We start from the raw sequence: 24,370 nt of genomic DNA, 5'->3' as shown, positions 1-24,370 counted from the left end.
GAAAGTTATGGTAAATTTTAGACTTTTAATTTTGAGAATAAATCTTAACTTCTTTAAAAGGAGAAATATTAATATTTTCTACAGAAGATTTATAGTTTATCCAATCATTATTAAAGAATGAATTTGTGTCAGACACAGCCTTCTTATAGGCTTCTTTAAATTGATTCATTAATTGTTTTTCTGTTGCAGTTTGTAAGCCAAATCTTGAGCCAACATATCTACTTGCAGAACTTAATCTTTGTGTAACTGTTACTTCAGGATTTCTTGTAATTCCTTGTCTTTTATCAATTTTACCTAAATAAGCTGCAATTAAATCGTCTATCTTTTTAATAACCTCTGTAGACTTTTTTATTTCGTCTTTATACTTTTTCTTGTCTTCTTTTGCTAAATCAGATTTTATAGAAGTTGCTGTATTTTTACTTTCTACTAACTGTTTTACAATAGCAGCTATTTTTGCTTGATAACTTTCTAGTTCTTTACTAGCGTTATATTTTTGATTAATAGCTTCCTCAGAAATAGTTAATCTTGGATCGAATTCTACTTTTATATTCTGTTCAGAAGTAACATCACCAAAAGTCATTTTAACTTTATATGTGCCTGGTTTAACTGTAACTCCAGCAGGTTCTCTTGTAGATTTTCTAATTCTTCTAGAAGGTCTATCAACACCTTTTTCTCTTAAATACCATGTGGTTTTATGAATTCCGTTTTCTTTTGGAGCCTTAAATTTTAAAGTTCTTATTTGTCTATCTCCATCAAAAATTTCAAATTTAACAGAATCAAATTTTACAGTTTTTTTGTCTTCAGCTTTTGTTTTTGCATCACTTTTCTTTACTTCTGGTTTATTGATATAGTAAGTTAAAATACCACCACCATTTCTGTTTTCTCCATGATACATAGCATCAGCACCAAATCTACTTCCTGTTGGTTGTTGATAAGCTGCTTGGTATGCAGTTGGAGGAGAAAATAATGCTGCTTTTTTGTCTAATACATTTCCGTTTGCAATGGCTCTTAATGGACGAATATCATCTAAAACCCAAGCTGCTCTACCAAAAGTACCAATTACTAAATCATGCTCTCTTGGGTGTATTACTAAATCTTTTACAGGTACTGTTGGAAAGCCAGAAGTCCATTTTGTCCATTTATTACCAGCATCTAAAGAAACGTATAAACCATCATCTGTTCCTAAGAATAATAAGTTTGCATTTTCTGGATCTTCAATAATACAAAGCGTGTAACTTTGTACATCATTTTCATCTACAATTCTTTCCCAAGTTTTACCATAGTTTTTAGTTCTATAAGCGTAAGGAGTGTAGTTAAAACGTCTATAATCGTTTGCTATTAAAAGAGCTTCACCTTTATTTTTATTGGATGCTTTAATTTGAGTTATCCAACTATTTTCTGGTAATCCTTTGATATTTTTAGAAATGTTTGTCCAGTTTTTTCCACCATCTTTAGTTGTATGTACTTGACCATCATCACTTGCTACCCAAAGCATATCTTTCTCTAAAGGAGAAGGCTCTATAACTAAAATAGTAGTATGATTTTCAGCACCAGTTGCATCCATGGTTAAACCACCACTTTCAGATTGTTTTTGTTTTTCTGGATCGTTTGTAGTTAAATCTGGAGAAATTACTGTCCATGTTAACCCTTTATCAGTTGATTTATGTACAAACTGACTTCCAAAGTATAATGTATTATTGTCAAAAGGATCTATGTTTATTGCAGCATTCCAGTTAAAACGCAATTTTACATCAGCATCTGGATGTGTTGGTTTTACAGAATAATTATTTCCTGTTAAATAATCGTATCTTAAAACAGAACCTTGTTGGCTCATAGACCAACCATATCTAGAATCGTCTTTGTCTGGCACTACATCAAAACCATCACCAAAACTTATTTCTTGCCAGTAACTGTTTCTAATTCCTTGCGCTTTCCAAACATAAGCAGGTCCTCTCCAAGATCCATTATCTTGCATTCCTCCATACACATTATAAGGATATTCGTTATCTACATTTATATGGTAAAACTGAGCAACAGGAATGTTGCCTATAAAACGCCAAGATTTTCCTCCATCTTTAGTGATGTTTAATCCTCCATCATTCCCATCAATCATAAAAGAACCATCTTTTGGATGAATCCACCAAGCATGATGATCTGGATGTACACCATTACTTACTCCATAAGCTGGCATTAATTGGTTAAAAGATTTTCCTCCATCTTGAGAAACATTTACATAGGTAAAAACAGTATATAATCTGTTTTCATTTTGAGGATCTACATAGATTTCTGAATAATAAAATGGTCTGTTACCAATACCTGGTTTATTGTTAACCATTTTCCAAGTAAAACCTCCATCTTCACTTTTGTATAAAGCATTCTTTTTAGCTTCCACTAAAGCATAAATTACATCAGGATTGCTAGGAGCAATAGCAACACCAATTCTTCCTAAATTTCCTTTAGGGAAACCTTCTTTATCTGTGATTTTTTTCCAGTTTTCACCTCCATCATAAGTAATGTATAAACCACTTCCTTCACCACCAGAATTAAAAAACCATGGGTCTCTTTTGTGTTCCCACATTGCAGCAATAATTTTATTAGGATTTGTTGGATCCATAATTAAATCTGCAGCCCCTGTTTTAATATTATTGAATAAAATTTGTTTCCAAGTTTTACCTCCATCAGTAGTTTTATAAACACCTCTTTCTTGGTGCTCTCCCCAAGGAGAACCAATAGCACCTACATAAACTATATCTGGATTTGTAGGATGTATAATGACTCTATGAATATGTCTTGTTTTTTCTAAACCCATAGCTTTCCAAGTCTTTCCAGCATCTAAAGATTTATAAATGCCAAAACCTCCATTTAAGCTATTTCTTGGATTACCTTCTCCTGTACCTGCCCAAATAACACTTGGGTTGCTTTGTTGAATGGCAACAGCACCAATAGAAGCTGTTAATTCTTTTTCGAAAATAGGTTCCCATTTTATACCTCCAGAAGTAGATTTCCAGATACCACCAGAAGCAGTACCTACATACATAATATCTGGATTATTTTCTACAACATCTATAGCAGTTACACGTCCAGACATTCCTCCTGGACCAATATTTCTTGGTTTCATATTTTTAACCAAATCCATAGAAAACTCTTGAGAAAAGAGCAGGGTAGAAGCACTTAAAAAAAATAGCGTTATTAGTTTTTTCATTATAAGTAGTTTGTTGAATTTATAATAATGTGGACAAGATACAAAATAGAAAACGCTCCATAAAATGGAGCGTTAATTTTTAACATCGTAAAAAATATTTTATTCTTCTTTCTTTTTTGGTGCTCTATTTGCATCTTTTAAAGCTTGCATTAGCATCCATTCTATTTGACCATTGGTAGAGCGAAATTCATCTGCAGCCCATTTTTCAATAGCTTTTATCATATCTTCATTTACTCGCAAAGCGAAAGCTTTCTTTTTTGCCATGTTATTTTTTTACAAATTCAACTATGGTTGTAATTAATTCTTCAGAAATTTTAAAATCAGGAGACATATAAGATTTCATATTATCTTCATCTTTTTCTATATGTTTTAACACATGATTCATATTTTTAATAATTACTAATTCTGCGTCTGGTTTTGCTTTGTGCAAGTTCTCTGCATCATTAATTAATACCTGAAAATCTTTATCTCCGTTTATAATTAAAGTAGGTATTGTAACTTTTTTTATTTCTTCTATAGGATTTACATTTATCCAAGATTTTATAAAAGGCTGATTTTGTTTCGCAAATAGAGACATTAAATTAGGATTTACCTCTTTAATCTCTCCTGTAGTCATTAATTCTTTTATGTATTGTTCTGTAAGTTTACCAAAATCAGCACTTTGTTTGCTAATTTGTCTTATTAAGGTTTTATCAATGGTTTCACCTGCACCAGCTAAAGAAATGTATTTAGCTACATTATCTAAAGCTAACATTGCAATTAAAGAACCTTGGCTATGACCAATTAAAATGATTTCAGAAAAGCGTTTATCATTTTTAAAATGATGAATAACTTCTTTTATGTCACTCACAAAATCAGAAAAGTAAATGCCATCTTCTTGAATAAATCTTACATTCTTAGGGTTTGCAGTTCTTTTATCATAGCTAAAAAAAGCCAAATTTTCTTTGTTAACAGCTTCTCTAAATTGTTTAATGTATTGAGGTTGATTACCATCTCTATTTACTCCTCCTGAACCATGTACCCAAATTAGTAAGGGTTGTTTTTCTAAAGTATAGGTTAAAGTACCAGGTAATTGTATTACCTGATTATTAATCATAATTTCTTCAGATTTTACTTGTGCTTTAGAGGCTAATACACCAAAAACGATACATGTAATGTATGTAATAAATCTAACCATCTTGTAAAATTTTGTGTTTATAGGTCTCTAAAACTCGAGTTGCTTCATCCTTTTTTTGAGTACCTATCAATAATTTTTTTCCGTTTGTTAATTCTAATTGAATACCAACATCACCAGAAACATTTATGGCTTTTCCGTTTTTGCTATTCCATAAAGCACCACCTTTTAAACCCCAGCCTCCATAATCTCCAATAGGATCATAAATTCTTACATAAGCTTTAGTTATTTCATTCCATCTTATGGTTTTTAAAGAAAAATGAAATGGTAAAAACTGGTAATGAATGCCTTTTTCATCAATCCTTGTTATTAATCTAAAGAAGAAGATAGGTACAGTAAATACAAGCATTAATCCCATTACCCAAAAGAGGGTTTCAATTTTCATAGTACTTTCGTCTTTTACAAACTCGTTAATTACAATTCCAAAAGGAATTAAAGTGCTAACAATTAATAAAAATACTAGCCAAGTCTGTGTAAAACGCTGTTGTTCTTTAAAAACCTTCATGAGTTTTATCTGTTTTTATCTCTTTCAAACACAACATAAGTCCAAGATTGAGAAAGTTCTACAACTCTCCATCCTTCTCTTGCATATTGATTTAATAAATCTTCAAAATTTGCATATCTATTTCTAAAACCTAACTTAGGTTGTATAACTTTATATTCTTTCATTCTTCTTCGTTTAAAACGGTTAAACTAATAACAACACCAATTATTCCTCCAATAAGACTGCCATAAACAGTACTCATTGCTACGTTATTTGTAATAGCCCCTATAGTTGTACCTATAGAAATACCTAAAGCAACACCAATACTAATTGCAGTTATTTGTTTATTATTCATTATTAATGACTTAATGTACCAGTATTTACTACAGGTGAAGCTTCTTTATCACCACATAAAATTACTAGTAAATTGCTAACCATTGCAGCTTTACGTTCTTCATCTAGCTCAACAATTTCTTTTTTGTTTAACTCTTCTAAAGCCATTTCCACCATTTCTACTGCTCCTTGTACAATTTTATGTCTTGCAGCTACAATAGCAGTGGCTTGCTGTCTTTTTAACATAGCAGAAGCTATTTCTTGAGCGTAAGCTAAATATCCAATTCTAGCTTCTAAAACCTCTATACCTGCAATAGCTAAGCGTTCTTCTAACTCTTTTTCTAAAGCTTCAGAAACTTCGTTAACACTAGATCGTAAAGTGATGTCTTCATCATGTCCTTCGTCTGCAAAATTATCATAAGGATACATACTAGCTAACTTTCTAACAGCAGCATCTGTTTGAACACGTACAAAGTTTTCATAATTATCTACATCAAATGCAGCTTTATAAGTATTTGTTACCCTCCAAACTAAAATTGTAGAAATCATAACTGGGTTTCCTAACTTATCATTTACTTTTAAACGCTCACTATCAAAGTTGCTAGCTCTTAAAGATATTTTCTTTTTTGTGTAAAAAGGGTTAGCCCAATACAAGCCATTTTGCTTTATGGTACCAACATACTTACCAAACAGTAATACTACTTTAGATGTGTTTGGGTTTACTAAAATAAAACCAAACAAACCAATAAAACTTAATGCTGTAATAATAAGGTATACAGGATTCTCTTGTTGAAAGGCGATATAAATACTCCCAAAAAATAAGCCTAAAACGATAACTAACATTAAATAACCGTTAGCGGGTTTGATAATTTTTTCTGCGTCCATGTGTATAAATTTAGTATGATATTAAAATGATATCACAAAGATATAATATTTTTTTTTGATTTTCCAAAATAATCGCTAAATTATTTTCTATTTTTGTTGAAACTTATATTCAATTCAAAACTTATGAATTTTAAATTATTCTTATTAATACCTTTTTTTTGTTTATTAAATTCTTCTGAAGATGATGCTGTTTTTTGGGGTAAAAATGGTCATAGAGCAACAGGTAAAATTGCTGAGATGCACTTAACTAAAAAAGCAAAAAAGAAAATAGATAAGTTGTTAAAAGGACAAAGTTTGGCATTTGTATCTACGTTCGCAGACGAAATAAAATCAGACAGAACGTATAGTAAGTATTATCCATGGCATTATGTTAACATGGGCTTAGAAGAAACTTATCAAGAAGCTGAGAAAAATCCACAAGGTGATTTAGTTACAGGTATAGCTACTTGTGTTAAAGTATTAAAAGATGAAACTAGTTCTGAAGAAGATAAAGCATTTCATTTAAAACTTTTAGTACATTTTATTGGAGATTTACATCAGCCAATGCATATAGGTAGAAAAGAAGACAAAGGTGGTAATACTATACAAGTGCAATGGTTTGGAAAAGGTACAAACTTACACAGAGTTTGGGATGAAAATATGATAGACTCTTATAAAATGAGCTATTCAGATTTAGCTGATAATGCAGAAGATTTATCTAAAAAACAAATTGAAGCTATAGAAAAAGGTACTGTTGTAGATTGGGTAAATGAAGTACATGAATTGACAAAAGAAGTGTATAAATCTGTAAAAGTAGGAGAAAATTTACGTTACAGATACTCCTATTTGTATTTTAATACTGCAAGAAAACAAATACAAATAGGAGGTATACGTTTAGCAAAAGTACTGAATGATATTTTTGGTTAATTACTTGTAAAACAAATTAATAAAAAGCCTTATGTACTTGCATGAGGCTTTTTTTAGTTAAGAATGCGTTAAATATTTATAACGCATCTTTAAAATAATTACTTTTAACATTATGATTAAAAAGTCGATATTTTTATTAGCATTCTTGGCAATTATTTTTTCTTGTAAAAAAGAAAAAGTTAAAACAGAAATTTCAGAAAAAAAACATTCTAAAATTGAAGTCACTTCTTTAGATTATAATCAACTAAAACCTTATTTAGAAAGGAAAGATGATAAAACCTACGTAATTAATTTTTGGGCAACTTGGTGTGCGCCATGTGTAAAAGAATTGCCTTATTTTGAGAAAATAAATAAAGCATATGCAAATCAAAATGTTGAAGTTTTGTTAGTAAGTTTAGATTTTCCAAAACAAGTAGATAAAAAATTGATTCCGTTTATTAAAAAAAGAAACTTACAGTCTGAAGTGGTTTTATTAGATGATACTAAAGAAAATGTTTGGATACCTGCAATAAATGAAAATTGGAGTGGTGCTTTACCAGCAACTTTAATCTATAATAAAAATAATAGAAAGTTTTATGAGCAATCGTTTACTTATGAAGCTTTAGAAAATGAACTAAAAACTTTTTTAAATCCGTAAATTATGAAAACAATTAAATCAACTTTGCTTTTGGCAGTTATTGCAATAATTACATTAGCATTTACAGTAAAGACAGATAAAGGTTATAAAGTAGGAGATACTATAGAAGATTTTTCACTTAAAAATGTAGATGGGGATAAAATTTCTTTAAAAGATTATGATGATGCAAAAGGTTTTATCATTATTTTCACTTGCAATACTTGTCCTTATTCTGTTACAAATGAAGACAGAATTATTGCATTACAAGATAAATATGAAGAATTAGGATATCCTGTAATTGCAATAAACCCAAATGATCCAAAAGCACAACCTGGAGATAGTTTTGAAAAAATGAAGGTTAGAGCAGAAGAAAAAGGGTTTAATTTTCCTTATTTATTTGATGAAGGACAAAAAGTATATCCAAAATTCGGCGCTTCTAAAACGCCACATGTTTATATTGTAAGTAAACCAGAAATGAAAGTAGAGTATATTGGTGCTATAGATGATAGTTCTAGAGATGCAAGTGCTGTAAAAGTAAAATATGTAGAAACTGTTGTTGATGAATTATTAGCAGGTAAAACACCTTCTATTACAGAAACTAGAGCTATAGGTTGCTCTATTAAAACAGTAAAATAATCTGTTATAAATTTTTAAAAATAAAAAAACCTCAAGAAGAAATTCTTGAGGTTTTTCTATTGTGTTTTGTATTAATTTAATTTATGATTTAGTTTACTAAATTGTAACTAGGAATTCTAATTTAAACTAAATCATTCTAAATTAAATATTCAACAATCGTTTTGCAGCGTTGAAAGGTGTAGTATTTTGTTTTTCGAGTTCAGAAATTTCTTTTTCTAAAGCTTTTTTAATTTTAGGATTATTGTAAAAATTAGCTTTTAATTCTTGTTCTATTGTAGAGAGTAACCAAAATTTATTTTGCTCATTTCTTTTATTGGTAAAGAAATTATTTTCTTTTGTTAGCTGTAAATAATCTTGTATCATAGCATACACCTTATCTATACCAAGATTGTTTAAAGCACTTGCTGTAAGTACTTTAGGTTGCCAATTGCTTTCTTTTAATGGGTATAAATGTAAAGCTCTATTAAACTCTACTTTAGCTAGTTGTGCATTTTTTTCATTACCACCATCAGCTTTATTAATAACAATAGCATCTGCCATTTCTATAATACCACGCTTTATACCTTGTAATTCATCACCTGCACCAGAAAGCTTCAACAACAAAAAGAAATCTACCATAGAATGTACTAAGGTTTCAGATTGCCCAACTCCAACAGTTTCTATTAAAATAGTATCAAAACCAGCAGCTTCACATAAAATAATACTCTCTCGTGTTTTTTGTGCAACTCCACCTAAAGAATTTCCAGAAGCAGAAGGTCTAATAAACGCATTTGGATCTGTAACTAATTGTTCCATTCTAGTTTTATCACCTAAAATAGCGCCTTTATTTACAGAGCTACTTGGGTCTACAGCTAGCACAGCTACTTTTTTACCTAAACTTGTTAAGTGTTTACCAAAAGCTTCTATAAAAGTACTTTTACCAACACCTGGTACACCAGTAATACCAATTCTAACTGAGTTATTTGCATAAGGTAAGCAACGTTCTAAAATTAGATTTGCTTTTTTTTGATGTTTAGCATTTGTACTCTCTACCAAAGTTATGGCTTTGCTTAAAAAAGGAATGTTACCTTCTAAAATATGAGTTACAAATTCTTCTACAGAATTATGTTTAGCTCTGTTTTTTTTAATTTTTTCTGCACTTAATTTATTGGTAGTTTCTGGTTGTGAAACTCCTTGTTTTTCTTGTAAAGCAGAAGATTTTTTTATCATTGTTACTGGTAATTATGTAAATTTAGAAATAAAATTTCACTCATTTTGCAACACAGCAAAAAATGTATCGTCTTTAAGATAAGAAATCATTAATGAAACCAACTAAACAAATACATCAACAACTCATTGATTTATGCAAAAAGAATAATGCAAAGGCTCAAATGCAATTGTATAAATTGTATAATAATGCAATGTTGATTGTGGCTCATAGATATGTTAAAGATCGGTTTATAGCAGAAGACATCATGCAAGATGCATTTATTAAGGCGTTTAGAAAAATAGAAAGTTATAAAAACGAAGTGCCTTTTGGTGCTTGGTTAAAAAGAATAGTTATTAACCAAAGTATAGATCATTTAAAGAAAAATAAATTAGAATTGGTTTCTATTAATGAAGAAGTTTATAAAAAAGAAGACGAACAAGATTGGCAGGTAGAATGCACAATCTCAGTAGAAGGTATTGTAAATGTGATAAAATCGCTTAAAGAAAAATATAGATTGGTATTGTCTTTATATTTATTAGAGGGCTATGATCATCAAGAAATTGCTCAAGTGCTAAACATTACAGAAAACACCTCAAGAACCCATTTGTTAAGAGGAAAAAAAATATTAAAAGAACAACTTAAAAACACGAGTTATGCAGAGGGATATTAAAAAAGAACTAGAAAGTTATCAAGAAGAAAAAGTAGTTTTATCTGCACATCATGAAAGTAAATTTCAAGAAAAGTTATTTGCTGAATTACATCAAGAAAAACCAAAGAAAAATACATTTAATTGGTTGTCTATTGCAGCTTCTATTGTTTTATTGGTAAGTATTAGTTTGCAGTTTTATACTAACAGTAACATAGAAGAAGATCCAAAAATTGAAACTAAAGAAATTACTCTAGGTACTATTTCTCCTGAATTTAACACCATAGAAACCTATTATACAAACAGTATTAATCTAGAAATTAGTCAGTTAGATTTATCTGATGAAAATAAAGATTTGGTAGATGGTTATTTATTAAAAATAGCAGAATTAACAAAAGAATATAAATCGTTAACTAAAGAGCTCAATACAAAAGGAGTTAACGATGCTACTATAGATGCATTGATCCGTAATTTGCAATTACGCTTACAGCTGTTACAACGTTTGAAAAAACAATTAAAACAACTTAAAAATTTAAACACAAAACAAAATGAAACACAAATCATATAAACACATCATCACTTTACTAGCAATTTGTTGTATATCAACAACATTTGCACAAAAGTTCGATAAAAAGTTTACAGAAACTTTTAAATCAAATAAAGATGTAGAAATAGCTATAAATGCTTCTTACACAGATATTAATGTTACTACTTGGGATAAAAATGAAGTACAAGTTAATGCTTATATAGAAGTTGAAGGTATTTCTAAAAAGGAAGCTGAAAAATATTTTAAAAATTGGAATTTTGAAGCATTAGGAAACAGTAAAAAAGTACAAGTTACTTCTAAAGGAAATAATAGTTTTAGCTTTAAAAATGACTTTGTTTTCTTTGATAATATGGATTTTGATATCAATATTCCAGAAATAGATTTTGCTGATATTGAAACTATAGTTATCCCAGAAATGAACTTCGATTTTAACTTCGATAATATATTTGAAGACATAGAGGATATAGACAAAACCATGGGTAAAAATGGTAAATATGAATTTAGATGGAAAGACGATGAAAATGACATCGAAATAAATTCTAAAGAAGAATGGGAAGCTTTTAAGAAAACTAAAAAATATAAAGAGCTTAAAGAGCGAATGAAAATTGACAAAGAAAAAGTTAGAATAGAGTTTGCAAAGTCTAAAGAAAAAATGAAACAGGCTTTTGAAAAATCTAAGAAAGTAAAAATTGATAAAGAAAAAATTAAAAAAGAATTAGCAAAAGCGAAAGAAGTATTAAAAACTATGAAACTAGGTTTTAATACAGAGGATAATGATATTATTATTAATGGTAAAAAAGTAAAGATTAAAAAGCGAATAGAAATTAAAGTTCCTAAAGCAGCTACTTTCGATTTAAATACACGTCATTGTAAAGTAAAACTACCTAATACAGTTGCATTTGGCAATGTAAAGTATGGTACTTTTGATGCAAACAATTTGTTAGGAGGTAAGCTAACAGTAGATTATTCTCCAGTTTCTATTAACGATTTAAATGCTTGTACACTATTCTTAAACAATGTAACTGATGCTAAAATAGCATCAGTTACAAATACCAATTTGTCTAATAATTCTTCTGGTGTAAAAATTATAAGAATTAATGAAAATGTTAATGTAACAGACAAGTTTGGAGAATTGGTTATAGAGAGTTTTAATCCAAATTTTGGTGAGTTTATATTAAATTTAAGTAATTCTAATGCCATTTTAAATTTAGGAAACGTAGCTTCTAAGTTTAAATACAGTGTTAATAGAGTTAAGTTAGATAATAAAAGAGCTGCTTTTGGTAAAGAAAACAAAGCATCAAACAATATCATAAATGTTAAAGGTGATTATAGCAGTATTGTTATAAAATAACGTCTTTATTATTTTAGTAAACTTCTCACAATTTCCATTTCTCTATTCTCTATAAAGTGCCTATCTTTAGCGTCTGTAAATAGTCACTTTTTTAATGGAACTCTACAAAGAAAATCAACTTAAAATTTACAATTCATTAACCAAAGAAAAAGAGGTTTTTAAACCTTTAACAGAGGGTTATGTTGGTATGTATGTCTGTGGACCTACAGTATATAGTAATGCACATTTAGGAAACGTAAGAACATTTATGTTTTTTGATGTTGTATATAGATACCTTTTACATTTAGGGTATAAAGTACGTTATGTTCGTAATATTACAGATGCTGGTCATTTAGAAAATGATGCAGATGAAGGGGAAGATAGAATTTCTAAAAAAGCACGTTTAGAAGAAATTGAACCTATGGAAGTGGTTCAAAAATACACTGTCGACTTTCATAATGTTTTAAAAAACTACAACTTTTTACCTCCAAGTATAGAACCAACTGCAACAGGTCATATAGTTGAGCAAATAGAAATGATTAAAGAAATCATAGACAAAGGTTTTGCTTACGAAGTAAATGGGTCTGTATATTTTGATGTTTTGGCTTATAATGAAAAAGAGAATTACGGAATTCTTTCTGGTAGAAAAGTAGAAGATCTAATTCATAACACACGTGCATTAGATGGACAAACAGATAAGAAAAACCCACAGGATTTTGCACTTTGGAAAAAAGCAGACGAACGCCATATTATGCGTTGGCCTTCACCTTGGTCAGATGGTTTTCCTGGTTGGCATTTAGAATGTTCTGTAATGAGTACTAAGTATTTAGGAGAACAATTTGATATTCATGGAGGAGGTATGGATTTAAAATTTCCACATCATGAGTGTGAAATTGCACAATCTCAAACTTGTTCTGGTATTAAGCCTGTAAACTATTGGATGCATACAAATATGCTACTTTTAAATAGTCAAAAAATGGCTAAATCTACAGGTAATTTTATCTTACCTAATCAAATATTAAGTGGCGAAAATGACATTTTACCAAAAGCATTTTCTGCTTCTGTGGTTCGTTTTTTTAATATGCAAGCCAATTATAGAAGTATCTTAGATTTTTCTGGTGAAGCATTAGAAGCTTCAGAAAAAGGGCATGCTAAATTAATGGATGCTGTAGCTTTTTTAGATAAGATTTCAGCAGGTAACACATCAACTTTTGATGTACAACAATGGAAAAATGATTGTTATGCAGCTATGAATGATGATTTTAATACGCCTATTTTAATATCACATTTATTTGAAGCTGTTAAAGTCATTAATCAGATAAAAGAAAATAAAGCATCTTTAACAAACGAAGATTTTGTAGAATTTAAAACTACACTTAATGCTTTTGTTTTTGATGTTTTAGGTTTAATGCACGATTTAAATAGTAACAATTCTGAGAAAATTGAAGGCGTTGTAGAGCTGTTAATTAAACTAAGAAAAGAGGCAAGAGAAAATAAAGATTGGGCATTATCAGATCAAATTAGAGATGAATTGCTTGCTCTTGGTATTCAGCTAAAAGATGGTAGAGAGGGTACAACTTTTTCAATAAACTAAATTGAAAAAAATACTTTCATATCCATTTATCTTATTAGTTCGTTTTTATCAAACAGCAATATCACCATTTACACCAGCTACTTGTAGATATACACCAACTTGCTCACATTATACCATAGAAGCTTTACAAAAGCATGGGCTATTTTCTGGAGGTTGGTTATCTTTGAAACGAATTTTTAGTTGTCATCCTTGGGGAGGTTCAGGTTATGATCCTGTACCAGATAAATTATTAAATAAAAAAAATAAATGAGTTTTTTAGCAATAGAGTGGAATCCTTCTTTAGGGATAGATTTAGGTTTTTTTGTAATTCGTTGGTACAGCTTAATGTTTGTTGCCGCTTTTTTATTGGGTTTACGATTAATGAAAAAAATCTATATAGAAGATAATATTCCTGTAGAAAAATTAGATGTCATTTTTATGTATGTCTTTATTTCTATGCTAATTGGAATGCGTTTAGGAGATGTATTTTTTTATAGTTGGGATTATTATCAAAACCATTTATTAGAGATTTTTATTCCATTTAAACAAGTAAATGGTAGTTGGCAATTTACTGGCTTTACTGGTTTTGCGAGTCATGGTGCAGCTATTGCTATACCAATTGCTATGTATTTTTATGCCAAGAAACACTTACAAAAACCTTGGTTATTTATTTTAGATAGATTAGCAATTATGGTTGCTTTAGCAGGGTTTTTTATAAGACTTGGTAACTTTTTTAATTCAGAAATTTACGGTAAAGAAACAGGTTCTAATTTTGGTGTAATTTTTAAAGCAAATGGAGAAACAGTTGCTAGGCATCCAACTCAATTATATGAAGCCATAAGTTATTTAATCTTGTTTTTTGTAATGTGGTATTTGTATTGGAAAACAGATAAGAAAAATCAAACAGGCTTTTTATTTGGTTTATTTATGGTTGTGTTATGGTCTTTACGATTCTTTATAGAGTTTTTAAAAGAAGCACAAGTAGATGGTAGAGAAGATTGGGTTTTTAACTCGTTAAATACTGGGCAAGTATTAAGTATACCTTTAGTAATGATTGGTGTTTGGTTAATGTTTAGAACAGCTAAAAAGAAAGAAGTAGAGTAGTGGAGAAATTAAAAAAACGTTGGGGCATAGAAAGTAATTGGGCAATTGTAGCTATTTTAATTGTTTTTGCCATTAATGGTTCTTTTGCTGCATGGGTGGCTAAACCTGTATGTAATTTTTTTGGCTTAACACTAGAGACTATTAATCCTTGGTTATACTGGCCTCTTAGAATTTTAATTATTTTTCCTATTTACCAATTAACTTTGCCAATTGTAGGTTGGGTATTTGGTCAATTTAAATTTTTCTGGGCTTTTGAAAAAAAGTTTTTAAGCAGATTAGGTTTTGGTTTTTTGTTTAAAGAAGAAAGTTAAACCTCTATTGTAATTTTACCATCATCTTCTGTTTCACCTTTTGTAAATACATAGCTATATAGCCACATAATTGTAAAAGTTGGTATCACATCAGAAAAAGGAATAATTTCTTCTACAAAACTAATAATTCCAGCTACTTTACCTTTTGTGCCTTTGTATAATTTGGTCATAATATAACCAGAAAGTGGTGCCCAAATAATATCTATTAGAGGAATTAAACCAATTAAATCTAAGACAATACTTAAAACTAATTTTTTGTATTTTTTACTCATATTATTTAAACAATTCAAAATTCTTGCCAAAAAAGATTTTTATATTTTTGGCAGCTGTTAGTTTGTTTAAAAATAACCAAACAAAAATGAATTTTAACACCTTTAGAGAAAAAATTAATCATTTTAGAACGAAAGAGTTAGGTGGTTTAGATGCTCAATTTAAAATGGCGCCTGAACTTAGATTACGTTATAATAAAAATAAGATTGATGCACAACATCCTAAAAAAGCTGCTGTATTGGCATTATTTTATCCGAATCAAAAAGAACAAACTACGTTTTTATTAACGCAAAGAGCAAGTTATAAAGGTACACACTCAGCACAAATTAGTTTTCCAGGTGGTAAAATAGAAAAGTCAGATAAAAGTCTTCAAGAAACTGCTTTAAGAGAAGCATATGAAGAAGTAGGTGTGGCTCAACAAAAAATAGAAATTTTTAGAGAGCTTACAGATGTATATATACCACCAAGCAATTTTTTAGCTACTCCTTTTTTAGGCTTTTCAGAACAAAAACCTATTTTTCAAATTAACCATGAAGTGGCTAATATTATAGAAGTTACTACAGATGAATTACTAGATGATAGTAATATTACATCTGTGAATTTAACTACTTCTTACATGAAAAATATAGATGTACCTTGTTTTAAAATTAACAATCATATTATTTGGGGAGCAACAGGTATGATGTTATCCGAAATTAAAGAACTCTTAAATAGTTAATTCTTTATTTCTTTTGTAATTTTGTTTAGAAACCAAGTAAAAAATAGTATAAATGCCTTTATTTAAAAGGAATCCTTTTGGACATTATTTATTTATAAAAAAATGGTTGATTCGTATTTTAGGAATCATCTCTCATGGACGTTATCGAAAGTTTAATAGTCTACAAATAGAAGGCTCAGAGATACTTCGTAATTTACCTGATAGAAAAGTATTATTCATTTCTAATCATCAAACATATTTTGCAGATGTAGCAGCCATGTTACATGTATTTAATGCTGCTTTAAAAGGTAGAGATGATAATATTAAAAATATTGGGTATATCTGGAATCCTAAATTAAATGTGTATTATGTTGCAGCTGGTGAAACTATGCGTTCTGGAATATTACCAAAAATATTTGCATATACTGGCTCTGTTTCTATAGATAGAACTTGGAGAGCTGCAGGTAAAGATGTTAATAGACAAGTAAAAAATTCTGATATTTCTAATATAGGTAAAGCTATAGAAGATGGTTGGGTAATTACGTTTCCTCAAGGTACAACCACACCTTTTAAACCTATTAGAAGAGGTACAGCTCATATTATTAAAACCTACAAACCTGTTGTAGTACCTATTGTAATTGATGGCTTTAGACGTTCTTTTGATAAAAAAGGACTAAGTATAAAACGTAAAAATGTTTTACAATCTATGGTGATTAAAGAACCTTTAGATATAGATTATGATAACGAAGCTATAGATGAAATTGTTACTAAAATAGAATACGCTATAGAACAACATCCGTCATTTTTAAAAGTATTGTCTCCAGAACAAGCAGATGAATATCTAAAAGAAGAAGAAGAACTTAATAAGAAACGTGAGTTTTGGAGTAAGTAATTTTTAAAAATAAATTCATTTTTTTTATTTACTGCAAGGATATTCTATTAATTATTTAACTAAATATTGACCTAGAAAGACTAATTTGGCATTCATAATTAAGCTTTAAGCAATCATTAAAATTTATAAATTGCTATTTGTAGTTATTCTGCATTTTCAATCTGTCTATTTTCTACAAAATTTTTTAAAACCATAATAGATTTATCTTCAGTTTCCAATATTTTTTGAATTTTACTTTCAGGATAATTGATATCTTTTAATAATTCAATAAACTTTTTAGATCTTTCAATTCTTAAAATATCATTTTCAATTTCTTTTCTTTCATTATTAATTTTATTTGATTTTCTATTTTCAAATACTTCAATTAATTTTAATAATAAATCTTTTAAATGTCCTATAGCTGCACCAAAACCACCAAAATCTGCAAAACCTGGAGAAGCGTATTTAATTTTTATAATTTGTAATTCTTTTTTTAAAAAAAATTTTAATCGAAAAAAATCATTGTCAGTAAAAACTTTTGTATCATTCATATCTCTAATTATCATAGTTGATTCTGAATTCATAAAGTTTTGTTCTAGATAGGTAATAATTAAAGAAGATTTATTGAGGTTAGAATTAAAAAAGCTTTCTGAACTTTTCATTGAATTTATTTCTTCGTTAATTATATATAACTCATAAATATTTTGAACAGCAGTTAACAAGTTTATAAAATCTACGTTTGACCATTTTTGGTTTAATCTTATTCTTAATTGATTTTTAACTGATACCTCTTTTTCTAAAGTAGCCATATTTTTTGATTTATTTTTTATAAACTTTATCAGCGAATTTCGTACTTTAAAATAACATAATCAAGGGGAAAAACACCCTTATTTACTAGTATATAATTAAAAACCTCGCCAATGGCGAGGTTTTCGTGTTCAAATAATAAGATCAAAAAAACGAATATTTTTTCTAATCTTAATTTTTTACCTTTTCTTTAAACTGATCAAATTTGTCAGCTTCTTTCTTAGGCCAAGAGTTATTAGAAGTATCTACATCTGCAGTTTCTAAATCTGGGTCTACTTTAATAGACGTTATTTCTTGTGTTGCTGCAAAAACTCTTCTTGCTGTATTGTCATCTTTCATCCAAATTTGTGCTGGGAAAGTTTGTCTTTCTTTAGTACCATCAGCGTAAGTTAATTCCACAATAATTGGCATTACTAAACCACCTGGTTTTTCGAACTCAACAGAATAGATGTAAGAAGGTACTGGTTTACCATCTACATACTTATCCATAGCATTTGGGTTAGCATCTTCTTTTTTATCTGTGATATAAACTAAGTCTCCTAAACCATCAAAATATTGCTTGTATTGTTCTTGTAATTTTTTAACTCTTTCACTTGGTTTATCTGTTAAGTATAAAGGTTTAACACTTTTAATACCTATATCTGTAACATCTGTTGTATAAAACCATCCTCTCCAGAACCAATCTAAATCCATACCTGAAGCATCTTCCATAGATCTAAAGAAATCTGCAGGAGTTGGGTGTTTAAACATCCATCTTTGAGAATACGTTCTAAATGCATGGTCAAATAACTCAGGTCCCATAATTGTTGTTCTTAACATATAAAGACCAGCTGCAGGTTTTGTGTATGCATTTGGTCCAAATTGTTTTACATAATCTCCTTGAGACATAATAGGCGATAAGTTAGATTGATCTCCACTCATGTAACGTACAATATCTTTTGGTAAGTTACCAGTGTTAAAGTTAGGGTCGTAGTCTAACTCAGCTAATATTTCAACAAATGAGTTTAAACCTTCATCCATCCAAGTCCATTGTCTTTCATCAGAATTTACAATCATTGGGAAGAAATTATGACCAACTTCGTGTGTAATTACACCAATCATTCCGTTTTTAACTCTTTCAGAATAAGTACCATCTGGATTTGGACGACCATAGTTGAAACAAATCATTGGATACTCCATCCCTTGGTTTTTAGCATGTACAGATACTGCTTTTGGATAAGGATAATCGAATGTTAATTTAGAATATTCTTCTAAAGTATTTGCAACTACTCTTGTAGAATGCTCTTCCCATAAAGGATTACCTTCTTTTGGATATAAAGATGTAGCCATAACTGTTTTACCATTAATGTTTACAGCCATTGCATCCCAAATGTATTTTCTTGAAGTTGCAAAAGCAAAATCACGAACTTTATCTGCTTTAAAGTGCCAAGTTTTTGTTTGTGTACTTCTACCTTTTTCGTTTTTCTCAGCTTCTTCTTGAGTAACAATCATTACTGGGTCTTTAAAAGACTTCATTGCTTTTGCATAACGCTTACGTTGTTCTTTTGTAAGAACGTCTTTTTCGTTTTGTAACTGTCCAGAAGCTTCCATAATGTGGTCTGCAGGTACTGTAATCTTTACATCATAATCTCCAAATTCTAAAGCCCACTCAGAACGTCCCCAGAATTGCATATTTTGCCATCCTTCAACATTATTATAAACTGCTAATCTTGGAAAAAACTGTGCAATTGTATAGTTGTTGTTTCCATCAGGGAAATCTTCGAAACCAGAACGTCCACCATCTCTAACAGAGTTGTTTATTTTATAGTTCCACTTAATTCTAAACTTAAATATTTCACCAGAAGCTAATGGCTTTGGTAAGTTAATACGCATCATAGTTCTGTTGATAAAGTGCGATAAAGGCTTACCATCTGACTCAACTTTTTCGATGTTAAATCCAAAACCTTTACCTTCTTTCATGTAAGAAGATTTAAAACCATCAGGAGAAACCCAAGCTGCTGCACCTCCAGATTGCGCTAATGGAGTTTTAGAATCGTCTGCTCTCATGTTTTGGTCTAACTGAACCCACAAATAAGATAACACATCTTTAGAATTGTTGTGGTAAGTGATTTTTTCATCACCATAAATTTTGTTGTTTGCTTCATCTAAGCGAATATCCATCACATAATCAACTTTTTGTTGGGTATATTGATGTCCTGGAGCTCCAGAAGCTGTGTGTTGGTCATTAGGTGTAGCTAATACATCTTTAAGTTGTCTAAACTTATTTTGATCTGTATGACCTTGTTGTACTATCTTTTTTTCTTCTTTCTTTTCTTGAGCTATGGTAGCTGCTGTAATAAAGAACAATGAAAATAAAAATAAAGAGATTTTTTTCATTTGATATGATTTGAATTTATAGCCTATAAAATTAACGATAAGTTGTGAAATCCTTAAATTTTTAAGAAACTTTAAGAAAACTTTATCATAAAAAAAAAGCAATATGGTTACATATTGCTTTTTTGTAGAATTTATAAAGTTTTTACCCTTTTACTTGTTTCTTAAATTTATCGAATTTATCTTCTTTTTGTTTAGGAAAACTATTGTTAGATAAATCTACATCTGCAGTTTCTAAATCTGGGTCAATAACGATGCTTTCTATTTGTTTAGATGAAGAAAACACTTTAGTTACTTCGCTATCTGTATACCTCCATATTTGAGCAGGATAGGTTTTACGTTCTTTAGTACCATCTTTATAAGTAAATTCAACAATTATAGGCATTACTAATCCACCTGGTTTGTTGTAAGTAATTTCATAATGGTATTTGTCTTGCTTATTTGCAAAACCTAAACCATCTGTTGTGTCTTCTACAAACTCAACTGTGTTATCTACAGTTTTTGTACTAAATTTCTTTACTCCTTTAATACCAATATCTGTAACATCTGTAGTGTAAAACCATCCTCTCCAGAACCAATCTAAATCTACACCAGAAGCGTCTTCCATAGTTCTAAAAAAGTCAGCAGGAGTAGGGTGTTTAAACATCCATCTTTGCGCATAAGTTTTAAAAGCATGGTCAAACAATTCTTTACCCATGATTGTATTTCTTAAAATGTGTAAAGCTGTTGCTGGTTTACCATAAGCATTGTTACCAAAACTGTAAACATTATCTCCCTTAGACATAATTGGAGCAATTCTAGATTGATCTCCACTCATATATCTTACAATATTTTTTGGTAAACCTCTAGTGATAGGAAAGTTTGGATCATAATCCCATTCTGCTAACATTTCTAAATAAGAGTTTAATCCTTCATCCATCCAAGTCCACTGTCTTTCATCAGAATTTACAATCATTGGAAAGTAGTTGTGACCAACTTCATGAATGGTAACTTTTATCATTCTGTATTTCATTCTATCTGAATAACCTCCATCAGGTAAATCTGGTCTACCAGGATTAAAACAAATTTGAGGATATTCCATACCCATTTGTCCATCAACAGAAATGGCTTTGTGATAAGGATAATCGAAAGTGTATTTAGAATATGTTTTTAAAGTTTGTGCAACTGCTCTTGTAGAATGATCTCCATATAATGGATTTGCTTCTTTAGAATATAAAGAATAAGCCATTACTTTTTTACCATTAATATCTACAGCCATACCATCTAGAATAAATTTTCTTGATGTAGCAAATGCATAATCTCTTACATTTTTAGCAACAAACTTCCATGTCTTAGTACCTTTAGCTTTAGATTTTTCAATCTTTTCTGCTTCTTTTTGAGTTCTTATAATAACAGGATTGTCAAAAGTGTTTTTTGCTTCTTCTAATCTTTTTAATTCTTTTTTAGAGTATACTTCATTTTCGTTTTGTAAAACTCCAGTAGCTCCAAGCATATGATCTTCTGGAACTGTAATATTTACAGCAAAATCACCAAATTCTAAAGCAAATTCAGAACGTCCCCAAAATTGATCATTTTGCCAACCTTCTACATTATCATACACACACATTCTTGGGTAAAATTGTGCGATTACATAGTTGTTATTATCATTTTCATCAAAATGTTCATAACCAGATCTACCTCCTTGAGTTCTATGGTTATTGATATTGTACCACCAAGAAATGTTAAATTCAAAAGTTTCACCAGAAGCTAACGGTTTTGGTAAATTAATACGCATCATGGTTTGGTTAATTGTGTGCGATAATTTACTACCATCTGTATTAGTTACACTCATAATATTGAAGCCTCCATCAAAAGGTTTTTCTGGAAAACTTCTTTCAAACCTATTTTTACTCATTTTCTTAGGTAAAGATGTAGGCTGAATATCTGGAGTTTTAGAATCTGCAGCTCTCATATTTTGATCTAACTGAACCCATAAATAAGCTAATTCATCTGCTGAATTGTTATGGTAAGTTATCGTTTCTGAACCTGTAATTTTGGTATTTGCATCATCTAACACAATGTCCATTTTATAATCAACTTGTTGTTGAGTATATTCTTTACCTGGAGCTCCAGATGCAGTTCTTTGTAAGTTAGGTGTTGGTAATTCTTGCTTTAGTTGTCTAAATTTATTTTGGTTGGTATGACCTTCTTTTGCTTTTTGAGCATAAGAACTACCAACAAAACAAATTGCAAATAATAACAATGCTAGTTTTCTCATAATGATTTGATTAGGTTTTAATTAATGTTGTAGTAATCCTACTACTTTATCTTTGGTTAAAATAACACTTTTGTTGTTTTTTCCAACTTTGGTTTTTACCAAATTTTGCTGTTCTGGAAAATGTTTTAATAATATTTTATTGGTAATTTCTAAATCTTTAACAGACTCTATATTTTCTATTTCTAAATAAAAAAATACTAAATCACCATCATATTCTTTGCCAAGATAATTAAAGTTTTTTAATGTGCCATCTACTTTAATTTGAAGCTTTTCTTTAAGATAGTTCTTAAAATAAACATCATTATTTTTAAGTTCTCTCTTAGTAGTTAATTGTAAGTCAATATTGTTGTCTTTATTTAGGGCTAACTCAATATCATCCATAAAAACATTAATAATAATTTGTAATGCTTTTGCCTCTTTTTTGTAATTGATTTGTGTTAAGCTTAAATAATATTTATGAGCAGAAAACGAAAGTAGAGGTATTATAAATAGTAATAAAAATGTTCTTTTTATATTCATAAAAAAGTGAAAACAATTAGTAAGCCAAATTACTCCTTTTTTATAAGTTTTAAGTAAGTTTTACTTTCGGTTTTTAAAATTTTAATAATTTCTAAATTTCGTCCTTTTTTGTGTAATTCTTCTATACCTAAAGGATTACAATACTCTAAGAAATGAAAGTAATTGTCTATAGGAATTTTAAGTTCATCAAAGAAGAATTTATCTCCAAGTTCTGATAAAATCTTATAAGGAAACTGTTTTTTTTGCTCTAACTTTTTTCTTAGAGCCCATAATTTTTCTGAGTATTTAAAAGGAATTATTGCTTTAGCTCCTGCACCAACCATTGGCATTGCACCTTCCATTGTATTTACTATTGGAGGTTTAGCTCTTTTAACAGCGTCAATTGTGTTGTCTGGAGCATTAAAATTTACATCAGAAAAATCCATTACTTTTCTTAATAAAGAGTCTTTCTCATTTTTAGGCACATCTTTAATGTCTATTCCTAACCTGCCTTGTAAGTTGTTTCTTTTAAGCTCAATTTCTTCAAGAGTATATACAGTTAGTTTTATTTGAATTGTAATTTCTTCTTTATCAAAAACATCTTTAGAAACAACTATTTTTTTAGGTTGATGCTGTACAGAAGAAACTCTTAAAGTGTCCCCTTTAGATACAAAAATTCGAAAGCGACCATCATCATTAGAAAAAGTACCTTGTTTTGTTTTTAAATTAATAATATTCGCGTTTTTAACAATGCCTAAAGAGTCTGTAACTGAACCTGTAATTAGCTTTTTTCTTTCTTGAGCGTAAGAAATAGTACAAACAGTTAACAATAAAAGAAGTAATGTTTTTTTCATTTTCGAAATTAAGATACAAATAAAAGGTTTAAACTATTTAATTTTAAGTATTGATTTTTAAACTTTTGTTAAAAACGTTTTTATTAATGCTTATTTTTGACTCATGAAAAAAATGATTATAGCTAGTACTTCAACTATTCATGGAAGTGGACCTTTAGAATATTTATTACCTACATTATCTACTTTCTTTAAAGAGGTAAATACAGTTTTGTTTATTCCTTATGCTAGACCAGGTGGAATTTCTTACGATGAATACACAGAAAAAGTAAGTGTACCTTTTGCTAAAATAAATATTAAAGTAAAAGGGATTCATGAATTTGAAAACTCAAAAGAGGCTATACAAAATGCTGAAGCTATTTTTACAGGAGGAGGAAATACATTTGAATTAGTAAATCAATTATATAAAAACGACGTTTTACTTACTTTAAAAAATACGATTAAAAGTGGTACACCTTATTTAGGAACAAGTGCAGGAAGTAATATTTGTGGTATAACTATGATGAATACAAATGATATGCCAATCGTATATCCACCTAGTTTTACAACAATGGGTTTAATTCCTTTTAATATTAATGCACATTATTTAGACCCAATAGAAAATTCTACACATATGGGTGAAACTCGTGAAACACGTATAAAAGAGTATCATGTATTTAATGAAACCTCAGTATTAGGTTTACGAGAAGGATCTTGGCTAGAAGTAAACAACAATAATATTATTTTGCAAGGTGAATTAACTGCAAGAGTTTTTCAACAAGGTAAAGCACCTTATGAAATTGAAAGTGGAGTAGAAGTGGCTATTTAAAA

27 protein-coding genes are annotated in these 24,370 nt (G+C 29.4%); 13 read left to right on the top strand and 14 right to left on the bottom strand.

Features of this window, described 5'->3' with window-relative positions:
- Nucleotides 1-25: 25 nt before the first annotated feature.
- The 7 genes from ACFOWD_RS11955 to ACFOWD_RS11925 all read right to left on the bottom strand — a co-directional run bounded on the left by ACFOWD_RS11955 (nt 26) and on the right by ACFOWD_RS11925 (nt 6,078).
- Nucleotides 26-3,202 (bottom strand): WD40/YVTN/BNR-like repeat-containing protein, encoded by a 3,177-nt coding sequence (locus ACFOWD_RS11955; RefSeq protein WP_377410843.1) that lies wholly within the window; start codon nt 3,200-3,202, stop codon nt 26-28.
- 99 nt (nt 3,203-3,301) lie between these two features.
- Nucleotides 3,302-3,466 carry an Arc family DNA binding domain-containing protein gene (locus ACFOWD_RS11950; protein WP_159951562.1) on the bottom strand — a complete coding sequence of 55 codons (165 nt, stop codon included), beginning with the start codon at nt 3,464-3,466 and terminating at the stop codon, nt 3,302-3,304.
- Nucleotide 3,467: 1 nt separating this feature from the next.
- Entirely contained in the window at nt 3,468-4,379 is a 912-nt protein-coding gene (locus ACFOWD_RS11945) for an alpha/beta hydrolase family protein (RefSeq protein WP_377410841.1), read from the bottom strand.
- Nucleotides 4,372-4,881 carry a hypothetical protein gene (locus tag ACFOWD_RS11940; protein WP_298994586.1) on the bottom strand — a complete coding sequence of 170 codons (510 nt, stop codon included), beginning with the start codon at nt 4,879-4,881 and terminating at the stop codon, nt 4,372-4,374. The genes ACFOWD_RS11945 and ACFOWD_RS11940 overlap by 8 nt, the downstream gene beginning before the upstream one ends.
- A 5-nt stretch (nt 4,882-4,886) precedes the next feature.
- The gene (locus tag ACFOWD_RS11935; RefSeq protein WP_298994590.1) at nt 4,887-5,045 is read right to left on the bottom strand and encodes a DUF4177 domain-containing protein; all 159 of its coding nucleotides are present in this window, start codon (nt 5,043-5,045) and stop codon (nt 4,887-4,889) included.
- Nucleotides 5,042-5,215 carry a hypothetical protein gene (locus tag ACFOWD_RS11930; RefSeq protein ID WP_298994592.1) on the bottom strand — a complete coding sequence of 58 codons (174 nt, stop codon included), beginning with the start codon at nt 5,213-5,215 and terminating at the stop codon, nt 5,042-5,044. The genes ACFOWD_RS11935 and ACFOWD_RS11930 overlap by 4 nt, the downstream gene beginning before the upstream one ends.
- A 2-nt stretch (nt 5,216-5,217) precedes the next feature.
- On the bottom strand, nt 5,218-6,078 hold the full coding sequence (locus ACFOWD_RS11925; protein ID WP_298994594.1) for an SPFH domain-containing protein: 861 nt from the start codon (nt 6,076-6,078) through the stop codon (nt 5,218-5,220).
- A gap of 123 nt (nt 6,079-6,201) precedes the next feature.
- Between ACFOWD_RS11925 and ACFOWD_RS11920 the strand changes: the two genes are divergently transcribed.
- The 3 genes from ACFOWD_RS11920 to ACFOWD_RS11910 all read left to right on the top strand — a co-directional run bounded on the left by ACFOWD_RS11920 (nt 6,202) and on the right by ACFOWD_RS11910 (nt 8,236).
- Entirely contained in the window at nt 6,202-6,984 is a 783-nt protein-coding gene (locus tag ACFOWD_RS11920) for a S1/P1 nuclease (RefSeq protein WP_377410838.1), read from the top strand.
- Nucleotides 6,985-7,096: 112 nt separating this feature from the next.
- Nucleotides 7,097-7,621 (top strand): TlpA disulfide reductase family protein, encoded by a 525-nt coding sequence (locus ACFOWD_RS11915; RefSeq protein ID WP_377410836.1) that lies wholly within the window; start codon nt 7,097-7,099, stop codon nt 7,619-7,621.
- A gap of 3 nt (nt 7,622-7,624) precedes the next feature.
- On the top strand, nt 7,625-8,236 hold the full coding sequence (locus ACFOWD_RS11910) for a thioredoxin family protein (RefSeq protein WP_377410834.1): 612 nt from the start codon (nt 7,625-7,627) through the stop codon (nt 8,234-8,236).
- A gap of 141 nt (nt 8,237-8,377) precedes the next feature.
- On the opposite strand, the gene meaB is transcribed toward ACFOWD_RS11910, so the two are convergent.
- On the bottom strand, nt 8,378-9,445 hold the full coding sequence (meaB, locus tag ACFOWD_RS11905; RefSeq protein WP_377410832.1) for a methylmalonyl Co-A mutase-associated GTPase MeaB: 1,068 nt from the start codon (nt 9,443-9,445) through the stop codon (nt 8,378-8,380).
- A gap of 92 nt (nt 9,446-9,537) precedes the next feature.
- Here meaB and ACFOWD_RS11900 point away from each other — a divergent pair, with 92 nt between their 5' ends.
- The 7 genes from ACFOWD_RS11900 (at nt 9,538) to ACFOWD_RS11870 (ending at nt 14,936) form a co-directional block, all read left to right on the top strand.
- Nucleotides 9,538-10,095, top strand: coding sequence for an RNA polymerase sigma factor (locus ACFOWD_RS11900; RefSeq protein WP_377410830.1), 558 nt, complete (start codon nt 9,538-9,540; stop codon nt 10,093-10,095).
- The gene (locus ACFOWD_RS11895) at nt 10,079-10,639 is read left to right on the top strand and encodes a hypothetical protein (protein ID WP_377410828.1); all 561 of its coding nucleotides are present in this window, start codon (nt 10,079-10,081) and stop codon (nt 10,637-10,639) included. Before ACFOWD_RS11900 ends, ACFOWD_RS11895 begins: the two co-directional genes overlap by 17 nt.
- Nucleotides 10,620-11,969: a hypothetical protein gene (locus tag ACFOWD_RS11890; RefSeq protein WP_377410826.1), complete on the top strand. Its 1,350-nt coding sequence runs from the start codon at nt 10,620-10,622 to the stop codon at nt 11,967-11,969. The genes ACFOWD_RS11895 and ACFOWD_RS11890 overlap by 20 nt, the downstream gene beginning before the upstream one ends.
- Before the next feature lie 94 nt (nt 11,970-12,063).
- The gene (cysS, locus tag ACFOWD_RS11885; RefSeq protein WP_377410824.1) at nt 12,064-13,542 is read left to right on the top strand and encodes a cysteine--tRNA ligase; all 1,479 of its coding nucleotides are present in this window, start codon (nt 12,064-12,066) and stop codon (nt 13,540-13,542) included.
- A 1-nt stretch (nt 13,543) separates the two neighbouring features.
- Nucleotides 13,544-13,792: a membrane protein insertion efficiency factor YidD gene (gene yidD / locus ACFOWD_RS11880; RefSeq protein ID WP_377410822.1), complete on the top strand. Its 249-nt coding sequence runs from the start codon at nt 13,544-13,546 to the stop codon at nt 13,790-13,792.
- Nucleotides 13,789-14,625, top strand: coding sequence for a prolipoprotein diacylglyceryl transferase (lgt, locus tag ACFOWD_RS11875; RefSeq protein ID WP_377410820.1), 837 nt, complete (start codon nt 13,789-13,791; stop codon nt 14,623-14,625). Before yidD ends, lgt begins: the two co-directional genes overlap by 4 nt.
- Nucleotides 14,625-14,936, top strand: coding sequence for a DUF6787 family protein (locus tag ACFOWD_RS11870; protein ID WP_377410818.1), 312 nt, complete (start codon nt 14,625-14,627; stop codon nt 14,934-14,936). The genes lgt and ACFOWD_RS11870 overlap by 1 nt, the downstream gene beginning before the upstream one ends.
- Here the strand turns inward: ACFOWD_RS11870 and ACFOWD_RS11865 are convergent.
- Complete coding sequence (locus ACFOWD_RS11865; protein WP_377410816.1) at nt 14,933-15,208, bottom strand: hypothetical protein; 276 nt, start codon at nt 15,206-15,208, stop codon at nt 14,933-14,935. The genes ACFOWD_RS11870 and ACFOWD_RS11865 overlap by 4 nt on opposite strands.
- 86 nt (nt 15,209-15,294) lie before the next feature.
- Between ACFOWD_RS11865 and ACFOWD_RS11860 the strand changes: the two genes are divergently transcribed.
- Nucleotides 15,295-15,924: an NUDIX hydrolase gene (locus ACFOWD_RS11860; protein WP_377410814.1), complete on the top strand. Its 630-nt coding sequence runs from the start codon at nt 15,295-15,297 to the stop codon at nt 15,922-15,924.
- Between the two features lie 52 nt (nt 15,925-15,976).
- Nucleotides 15,977-16,795 (top strand): lysophospholipid acyltransferase family protein, encoded by an 819-nt coding sequence (locus ACFOWD_RS11855; protein ID WP_377410812.1) that lies wholly within the window; start codon nt 15,977-15,979, stop codon nt 16,793-16,795.
- Between the two features lie 143 nt (nt 16,796-16,938).
- Here ACFOWD_RS11855 and ACFOWD_RS11850 read toward each other — a convergent pair whose 3' ends face one another.
- The 5 genes from ACFOWD_RS11850 to ACFOWD_RS11830 all read right to left on the bottom strand — a co-directional run bounded on the left by ACFOWD_RS11850 (nt 16,939) and on the right by ACFOWD_RS11830 (nt 23,563).
- Entirely contained in the window at nt 16,939-17,583 is a 645-nt protein-coding gene (locus tag ACFOWD_RS11850) for a hypothetical protein (RefSeq protein ID WP_377410810.1), read from the bottom strand.
- A 169-nt stretch (nt 17,584-17,752) separates the two neighbouring features.
- A complete protein-coding gene (locus ACFOWD_RS11845) occupies nt 17,753-19,957 on the bottom strand; it encodes a M1 family metallopeptidase (protein ID WP_377410808.1) in 2,205 nt (734 codons plus the stop codon).
- 142 nt (nt 19,958-20,099) lie between these two features.
- Nucleotides 20,100-22,211: a M1 family metallopeptidase gene (locus ACFOWD_RS11840; RefSeq protein WP_377410806.1), complete on the bottom strand. Its 2,112-nt coding sequence runs from the start codon at nt 22,209-22,211 to the stop codon at nt 20,100-20,102.
- A gap of 21 nt (nt 22,212-22,232) precedes the next feature.
- Nucleotides 22,233-22,730: a DUF6702 family protein gene (locus ACFOWD_RS11835; RefSeq protein WP_298994646.1), complete on the bottom strand. Its 498-nt coding sequence runs from the start codon at nt 22,728-22,730 to the stop codon at nt 22,233-22,235.
- Nucleotides 22,731-22,759: 29 nt separating this feature from the next.
- Nucleotides 22,760-23,563, bottom strand: a complete 804-nt coding sequence (locus tag ACFOWD_RS11830; RefSeq protein WP_377410804.1) for a hypothetical protein — start codon at nt 23,561-23,563, stop codon at nt 22,760-22,762.
- Nucleotides 23,564-23,666: 103 nt separating this feature from the next.
- Here ACFOWD_RS11830 and pepE point away from each other — a divergent pair, with 103 nt between their 5' ends.
- Complete coding sequence (pepE, locus tag ACFOWD_RS11825) at nt 23,667-24,368, top strand: dipeptidase PepE (protein WP_377410802.1); 702 nt, start codon at nt 23,667-23,669, stop codon at nt 24,366-24,368.
- Nucleotides 24,369-24,370: the final 2 nt, after the last annotated feature.

This window comes from Polaribacter marinivivus, from assembly GCF_042651285.1.
Classification (GTDB): Bacteria; Bacteroidota; Bacteroidia; order Flavobacteriales; family Flavobacteriaceae; genus Polaribacter; species Polaribacter marinivivus.
The sequence above is the reverse complement of the archived record's forward strand: the minus strand, read 5'-3'. Positions and strand labels throughout refer to the sequence as shown.